Origin of the sequence: Mycobacterium sp. UM_Kg1 (genome assembly GCF_000972925.1) — a bacterium.
In the GTDB taxonomy this organism is placed as follows: Bacteria; Actinomycetota; Actinomycetes; order Mycobacteriales; family Mycobacteriaceae; genus Mycobacterium; species Mycobacterium hiberniae.
In genome coordinates, this window is record NZ_JRMK01000163.1 from 1 (window position 1) to 7,725 (window position 7,725).

Annotated in this window: 8 protein-coding genes and 1 pseudogene; 5 read left to right on the plus strand and 4 right to left on the minus strand. The window is 69.1% G+C overall.

What is annotated here, in order from left to right; all coding sequences use genetic code 11:
• The first annotated feature begins 76 nt into the window (after nt 1-76).
• Nucleotides 77-2,158: a RecQ family ATP-dependent DNA helicase gene (locus tag LI92_RS18295; protein ID WP_046321444.1), complete on the plus strand. Its 2,082-nt coding sequence runs from the start codon at nt 77-79 to the stop codon at nt 2,156-2,158.
• Nucleotides 2,159-2,178: 20 nt separating this feature from the next.
• A complete protein-coding gene (locus tag LI92_RS18300) occupies nt 2,179-2,442 on the plus strand; it encodes a heme-binding protein (protein WP_046321446.1) in 264 nt (87 codons plus the stop codon).
• Here the strand turns inward: LI92_RS18300 and LI92_RS18305 are convergent.
• Genes LI92_RS18305 through LI92_RS18320 form a run of 4 tightly spaced genes read right to left on the minus strand, consistent with a single transcriptional unit; the run spans nt 2,417 to nt 5,499 of the window.
• Nucleotides 2,417-3,136: an EthD domain-containing protein gene (locus tag LI92_RS18305; protein WP_046321449.1), complete on the minus strand. Its 720-nt coding sequence runs from the start codon at nt 3,134-3,136 to the stop codon at nt 2,417-2,419. The genes LI92_RS18300 and LI92_RS18305 overlap by 26 nt on opposite strands.
• 10 nt (nt 3,137-3,146) lie before the next feature.
• Entirely contained in the window at nt 3,147-4,085 is a 939-nt protein-coding gene (locus tag LI92_RS18310) for a TIGR03619 family F420-dependent LLM class oxidoreductase (RefSeq protein WP_046321451.1), read from the minus strand.
• Nucleotides 4,082-4,552, minus strand: coding sequence for a nuclear transport factor 2 family protein (locus LI92_RS18315; protein ID WP_046321453.1), 471 nt, complete (start codon nt 4,550-4,552; stop codon nt 4,082-4,084). The genes LI92_RS18310 and LI92_RS18315 overlap by 4 nt, the downstream gene beginning before the upstream one ends.
• A complete protein-coding gene (locus tag LI92_RS18320) occupies nt 4,549-5,499 on the minus strand; it encodes an IclR family transcriptional regulator (RefSeq protein ID WP_046321454.1) in 951 nt (316 codons plus the stop codon). The genes LI92_RS18315 and LI92_RS18320 overlap by 4 nt, the downstream gene beginning before the upstream one ends.
• 95 nt (nt 5,500-5,594) lie before the next feature.
• Between LI92_RS18320 and LI92_RS18325 the strand changes: the two genes are divergently transcribed.
• The 3 genes and pseudogenes from LI92_RS18325 to LI92_RS18335 all read left to right on the plus strand — a co-directional run.
• Nucleotides 5,595-6,722: a hypothetical protein gene (locus LI92_RS18325; RefSeq protein ID WP_046321456.1), complete on the plus strand. Its 1,128-nt coding sequence runs from the start codon at nt 5,595-5,597 to the stop codon at nt 6,720-6,722.
• A gap of 2 nt (nt 6,723-6,724) precedes the next feature.
• Complete coding sequence (locus tag LI92_RS18330) at nt 6,725-7,507, plus strand: SDR family oxidoreductase (RefSeq protein ID WP_046321457.1); 783 nt, start codon at nt 6,725-6,727, stop codon at nt 7,505-7,507.
• A pseudogene (locus tag LI92_RS18335) lies at nt 7,507-7,725 on the plus strand (sulfotransferase); the annotation flags it as partial. The gene LI92_RS18330 and the pseudogene LI92_RS18335, both read left to right, overlap by 1 nt.

Below are 7,725 nucleotides of genomic sequence, written 5' to 3' on the forward strand. Positions count from 1 at the left end.
ATCGGCGGCCAGGAGGACCAACTCATCGACATCGCCCTGGAGATCCAGCGGGAGCGAGCCGCGAAATAACCGCGGCATGACCACACGGCCGCAAGCCCAGGCGATTCTGGAGCAGCTGGCCGGACCCGGCGCGCAGCTGCGCGACGACCAGTGGACCGCGATTGAGGCGCTGGTGGTGGCGCGTCGGCGCGCGCTGGTGGTGCAGCGGACCGGCTGGGGCAAGTCGGCGGTGTATTTCATCGCGGCGAAGCTGCTGCGCGCTGCCGGGCAAGGACCGACGGTGATCGTGTCGCCGTTGCTGGCGCTGATGCGCAACCAGGTCGCGGCAGCGGAGCGTGCCGGTGTGCAGGCGGCCACCATCAACTCGTCGAACGTCACCGAATGGGCCGACGTGCAGCGCCGGGTGGCCGCCGGTGATCTCGACGTGCTGCTGGTCAGCCCGGAGCGGCTCAACAATCCCGATTTCCGCGACGAGGTTTTGCCGGCCCTGGCCGCTAAGGCCGGGCTGGTCGTCGTCGACGAGGCGCATTGCGTGTCGGACTGGGGCCACGACTTCCGGCCCGACTATCGGCGCATCCGCACGCTGATCGCCGAGCTCGGCGCCGACATCCCGGTGCTGGCCACCACGGCGACCGCCAACGACCGGGTGGTCGCCGATGTCGCGGGCCAACTCGGTGTCGGCGGTGGCGACACGCTGGTGCTGCGTGGCGGTCTGGACCGGGAAACGCTGCGGCTGTCGGTGGTGCAGGCGGGCGGGCCGGCGCAGCGTGCGGCGTGGATCGGGGCTCACCTGGACCGGCTGCCCGGATCGGGAATCGTCTACACGCTCACCGTCGCCCAAGCCCACGACGTGGCTGCCGACCTGCGTGCCCAGGGCTTCACGGTGGCTGCCTACACCGGAGCCACCGACTCGGCAGACCGCGAACAACTCGAGGCCGACCTGTTGGCCAACCGGGTCAAAGCGCTGATCGCCACCTCGGCGCTGGGCATGGGATTCGACAAGCCCGACCTGGGTTTCGTCGTCCACCTGGGCGCGCCGTCTTCGCCGATCGCCTACTACCAGCAGGTCGGCCGGGCCGGACGCTCCGCCGCGAGCGCCGAGGTCGTGCTGCTGCCCGGTACCGAGGACTCCGACATCTGGAGCTACTTCGCGTCGCTGGCCTTCCCGGCAGAGTCGTTGGTGCGCAAGGTGATCGGCGAACTGTCCCTTGAGCAGCCGCTGTCGACGCCGGCGCTGGAGGCCAGGGTCGACTTGAATCGGTCACGGCTGGAGATGGTGCTCAAGGTCCTCGACGTCGACGGCGCAGTGCGCCGGGTCAAAGGCGGCTGGCTGGCCACCGGCGCCCCGTGGACCTATGACGAGCCGCGCTACCGCAAGCTCGAGGAGCTGCGCCGGGCCGAGCAGCAGGCCATGCTCGACTACCAGCGCACCGACGACTGCCGCATGAGCTTCCTGCGCGCCCAACTCAACGACCCGCACCTGAGCGCCGGTGAGCGATGCGGGCGCTGCGACAACTGCGCCGGTCCGCGCTTCGACGCCGAAGTCGATCCCGCCGCCACCGCAGCCACCCGGGAGCGGTTGATGCGTCCCGGCGTGGAGATCACCCCGCGGCGCCAGTGGCCGTCGGGACTGGCGCAGCTCGGGGTGGACTTGTCGGGCCGGATCACCGACGGACCGCAACCCGGCCGGGTGATCGGCCGGCTCACCGACTTGGGGTGGGGCGTGCGGCTGCGTCGCCTGCTCGACGAGCCGGACCAGCCAGTGCCCGACGAGGTGGTCCGCGCCGCTGTGAGCGTGTTGGCCGGCTGGGAGTGGCAGACCCGGCCGACCGCGGTGATGGCGCTGGATTCGACAACCCACCCGGTGCTGATCGGTTCGCTCGCCGACCGGCTGGCCGAGTTGGGTCGCCTGGTGCGCCTGGACACCCTGCGGTATGCGCCCGGCCGGGGCGCGACGGCGGCAGCGAACTCTGCCTACCGGGTCGCCGCGCTGCAGGGCCGCTGGCAGCCGCCGGCGTCGCTTCCCGCCGACGTCGGTCCGGTGCTGTTGGTCGACGACGTGACCGACACCGGGTGGACGCTGACCATGGCGGCCCGCGTGGTGCGCGCGGCCGGAGCGCCGCAGGTGCTGCCGTTCGCCCTGGCCAGCGTGAACTGAAACGTGGGTACCGTCGAAAGATGAGCGTTACTCGAGCGATTGCGGGTGGGCTGTTCAGCGTGGCCGCTGTCCTGACACCGGTGGCCAACGCCGCGCCGCAGTGCGACCAGACCGTCGGCGAATCCATCGACGCCTACCTGAACCGGCATCCGGACGTCCGGGCGGAACTGGACGAACGAGGCAGGCAGGAGGATCCCGGTGCCCCGAATCCGACGCTCGCCTACCTCGAACGGCACCCGCATGTACGGGAGGCGTTGATCACGCTGTCGCAGCAGTGTGTGTGACGAACGGTGACCGGAACACATAGCGGCTGGTGGGCACCGTGTCGATGTTGAGGTGCGCGCCGAACGCGGCGACACTGGCGATCATCCGGCCCACCCGATCGTGAAGATCGGCTTCATCGGACGCGCCGTAGAAGGCGTAGGGATCCGACACCGCCTCATCGGGAAAGTTCTCCTCGACGATGGCGTCGATCTGCGGCGCATCGGCGGTGAGCGCGCGGATCACCACGTTCTGGGTGTAGCCGAAGGTCGCCTGGGTGTCGATCGCGACCTGGGTGTGGTCGATGTGCCAGCGGTGCAGCCAGGTCGCCTCGTCCAAATCAGCGGGCCGGCGCAGTAACGCCACATTGGCCAGCCCCCGGGTGCGCCGGCCCTCCCCGAGATCCGGCGGTGCCATGGGCACCGATTCCGTCACCAGATATGCGTGCGCCGAATCGGATTCGGCTTCGATCAAGGCGATGGCTGCCCGGGTGGCTTCGCCGTAGTACTGCTGGGTCCAGAGGCTGATGACGGCCGCGGCCGGCGGGTCCAGCGTCGTCAGGGTCATCATGGAGTCGCGCACCGGTGCGTCGCGCACGTTGGCCACGACGCCCGGCAGTCCCAGATCGAGAAGTTGCGCCGCGATCGGACCCCGCAGACGTTGACACCACTGTTCGTTGAAATCGGCGCTCCGCGCAACGATTATGACCTTTTCCATCGGCGTCTCCTTAGGTTGCGGCGCGGAATGCCGCGACGAGTTCGGTGAGCAGATCGGTGGCCCGACCGATGTCCTTGGGCAGCGAGCATGTGACCCGCACATCGGTGACCCCCGCGGCCACCAGCTCCGGGGCGCAGGCCGCGGTCGCTGCGGTGTCCAGCGAGCCGTCCGGGCGTTTGACGGTGGTTGCGTGGCCCAGGACCTGCAGGTCACTCGGATCGCCGCCCAGTGCGGCGATGCGATCCTTCATCGGGGCGATGGCGCCGGCCGGGTCGCGCATCGCAGGGCCCCAGGGGATCCAGCCCGACCCGAACCGGGCCAGCCGGCGCGCCACCGCGTCGTTGACGGTCCCGCTCACCCAGATCGGAATGCCCCCGGGCGCCAGCGGTTTGGGCATCTGATGAACGTTGGCGAAAGTCAGCTCCGGGGAGGCGTAGCTGCTGCGCTGCTGGGTCCACAGCGCCTGGCACACCTCCAGGGTGTGGTCCAGCAGGCGCCCGCGGCGCTCGAAGGACAAGCCGGCGGCCTGGTATTCCTCGCGCTGCCAGCCGACACCGACCCCGAGATCCAGCCGCCCCTGCGACAGCACGTCCAGGGTGGCCAGCTCCTTGGCCAGCACCGCGGGCCGGCGCAGCGCCGCCAGCAACACCGCGGTGCCCAGCCGGATGCGGGTGGTGGTCGCGGCCAGCGCGGTCAGCACGATCAGGGGGTCCAGCCACTGGCCGTCCGGCCCGGTCGGCTGGCGTCCGCCGGCGATGCCGCCGAGCCGGGGGTCGGCGTAGGCCTGGGGATTCTCGCCGAACACCACATGGTCGGAGACCACGACGCGATCAACGCCGGCGGCGTCCATCGCCCGGCCGAGGGCCAGGGTGGTGGCCCAGTCGTGATCGGCGTCGTCGGTGAAAGTCCGCAGCTGCAAAGAGATCTGAGTCGGGCGGGCAGGTGTCATGACCGCACCTGATCAGCCGGCCGGGATTCGATGGCGTCGATGGTCAGCGCGCGCCGGGCGATCCGCCAGCCGGGCCCGACACGGTGATAGGTGTCGCGGTAGCGCAGGTACCAGACGTAGTCGGTGAACGTGGCGCCCCGTTTCATCCAATGATGCGCAATCCCGGTGATCTCGCCGAACGCGACGTCGCCGCGGGGGTTTTCAGTGTCGCCGCCGGTATAGAACTCACCCATGACGCCGTGCTGAGTCCGGGTGACACCGGCCAGGCCCGACATCGCCTCTCGCACGCCGGCGTGGCCGTGGTGGTGCACACACGGCTCCAGCCGATCCGGCGGGTCGGGCAGGACGAGTTCGGCTTCCGCGGTGAACAATTGGGCAAGTTCGTCGAATCGCCGCGTGTCGACGTGCCCGGCGTAGCGGTGCACGAGTTCGGACAGCGCGAGTCGCTCGGCGGCCGGCAATGTCATGGCGCCGTGCCTGACAGCGGTGCGGGCTTGCTGCCGCCGAGTTGGGCGGTCAGCGCGTCGGCGGTCCGGAGCAGCCCCCGGGCCCATCTACTGATCTCCGAGTCGGTCAGCGCCTGCCTCGCGTGCAGCGACAGCACCATCGCCTGGCGCTGATGGTGATCGTAGACCGGCGCCGAGAGCACGCTGATCTCGTGCCGGCCCCGGCCACCGGCTTCGCTGCGCAGGTACACCCGTTCGCCGATATCGGAGACGAGTTCGCTGAGCAGGGCCCGCAGTTCGCCGGGCAGGTCGCTGGGCAGGCCCGCCATCAACGCGTACAGCCGTTGGCCGCCCGGCGTCAGCCGCTCGACCAGATACCCGTCGGCGCGGCACTCGTCGATGACGCGCTGCAGGCGCTCGCTCTCCGACCGCAACGGGACGGTGGGCGCCCGGGAGAGCCACTCCCGCAGGGCGTGGTCGTCCCAGAGCACGAACATCAAACCGACCGGCGGGGCGAATGGATAGCTCTGGCCGGGCTGAACCCCCGGATGCGTGTTGGGAGCCGCGGCGAGTTCGAGCACGGTGATCCGGTCGTCGACCACGGCGCTCAGCGCGGCGGAGGTGGCGAACTCCGCGGACAGTCGGCGCAGGTGTTCGCGTGCCTCGGGACCGACCCGCAGTGACTGCTGGGCGGCACGGCCCAACGAGATCAGTCCCGGCCCGAGGCGGTAGGTCTTCTCGGAATCGTCTCGTCGCAGGTAACCCGCATCGGCCAGGGCGTTGGCAATGCCCAGACACGTCGGCTTGGCCAGTCCGGTGCGGCGGGCGAGTTCGGAGACACCGAAGCTCTGGTCTGGATGGCCGGCCAGGAATTGGAGAACGCTCACCACCCGTTCGGTCGGGGGTGACGCGCGCACGGCCCGTCGGGGTGCCGAGGTTTCGACCCCCGCCTGTTCAGCCGCAGCCATTGCAGCATGCTACCGCGACCATCTACAGTCGGTTCGAGATATCTACCACTTCGGTTCAATAATGGACCGGATCGCGATCGAGAGGTGCTGCAGCGATGTACTCCGAACCCCTGTCGGCCGCGATCGCCGAGGCGGAGAAGCTGGTCGCCGCCGCCCCGCACATCGAGTCCGAGGCCGACTTACTCGAAGGCCTGCAATACCTCGCCGGCGGCATCGAGGCCTGCGTGCACGCCGCCTTCAACGGCGAGCGCGACCACCCGTTCCTGCTGTCGGGCACCGGGCCGTTCACCAAGATGGGCCTGGACAACCCCGACACGCTCTACTTCGGCACCGTGGTGCGCCCCGGCAACGACTACGTGGTGCGCGGTACCCGGGGGACCACCACCGACCTGAGCTTCCAGCTGCTCGGCGGCGAATACACCGACGCCAACGTCCCGGCCAGCGAGGCGGCCTTCGACGACCGCGAACTCGACATCGCACCCGACGGCACCTTCAGCTGGCGCTTCCAGCCGAAGACCCCGGCCCAGCTGGTGATCCGCGAGGTCTACAACGACTGGGACGCCCGGCGCGGCACGCTGTCGATCTCCCGCACTGACACCGAGGGCACCGCCCCGCCGCCGCCGACCCGCCAGCTGATCGAGAAGCGTTATGCCGCAGCCGGAAAGCAACTGATCAACCGGGTCAAGACCTGGCTGGCCTTTCCGCAGTGGTTCTACCTCAACCTGCCGGTCAACACCATGGTGGCACCGCGCCTCACCCCGGGCGGGCTGGCCACCCAGTACTCCTCGGCCGGGCATTACGACCTCGAGCCCGGCCAGGCGCTGCTGATCACCCTGCCGGTCTCGGATGCGCCGTACCTGGGCTTCCAGCTGGGCAGCCTGTGGTACATCTCGCTGGACTACATCAATCACCAGACATCGCTGAACGGAACTCAGGCACAAGCCGATCCGGACGGCAAGATCCGGATCGTGGTCTCCGACACCGACCCCGGGATCACCAACTGGGTCGAGACGTGTGGGCACCGGCGCGGCTTCCTGCAGTTCCGCTGGCAGCGGGTGTCGCGAACGCTGACCGAGGCCGACGGCCCGACCGTGGATCTCATCGACGTCGACGGCGTCGAGGCCGCACTGCCCTTCTACGACCACAACAAGATTTCGCAGGACGCCTGGCGTGCGCGTATCGCGCAGCGTCAGCGCCAAATCGCCAACAGAATGCTGGGGTGAAGATGACCGGAATGCTGACTGACAAAGTCGTGGTGATCAGCGGAGTCGGGCCGGGGCTCGGCACCACTTTGGCGCACCGGTTCGCAGCCGAAGGTGCCGACCTGGTGCTGGTCGCGCGCAGTGCCGATCGCCTGGAGGCGGTGGCGCAGCAGGTTCGGGCCGCCGGGCGCCGGGCGCTGGCGGTGCCGACCGACATCACCGACGACGAGCAGGTGGCGACGTTGGTGCAGGCGGCCTCCGCGGAGTTCGACCACATCGACGTGCTGATCAACAACGCCTTCCGGGTGCCGTCGATGAAGCCGCTGGCGCAGACCACTTTTTCGCACATCCGCGATGCCATCGAGCTCAGTTGCCTCGGTGCGCTGCGGCTGACGCAGGGCCTCACGCCCGCCCTGGCTGCGGCCGACGGCGCCATCGTCAACCTGAACTCGATGGTGATCCGGCATTCGCAGCCCAAGTACGGCGCCTACAAGATGGCCAAGGCCGCACTGCTGGCGATGTCGCAGTCGCTGGCCTCTGAACTCGGAGAACAGGGCATCCGGGTGAACTCCGTTGCGCCCGGATATATCTGGGGTGACACGCTGCAGGGCTACTTCGCCCATCAGGCCGGCAAGTACGGCACCACCGTCGAGCAGATCTACGCCGCGACGGCAGCGCAATCCGATCTGAAGCGGCTGCCCACCGAGGACGAGGTCGCCTCGGCGGTGCTGTTCCTATCCAGCGATCTGGCCAGCGGCATCACCGGCCAGGTCCTCGACGTCAACTGCGGGGAGTACCACAACTGATGACGACGCGAACCAACGTCGGAACCGTCGAGGATCTGCACGCCTCGGCCACCAAGATGGTGGGCCTGGACGACTTCGGCCCCGACGACGACAACTACCGGGAAGCGCTCGCGGTACTGCTGGAGTCCTACCGCGCCGAGGCCGATCTCACCGAGCTGGGCAGCAAGATGAACCGGTTCTTCCTGCGCGGTGCGCTGGTGGCGCTGTCTCTTATACAC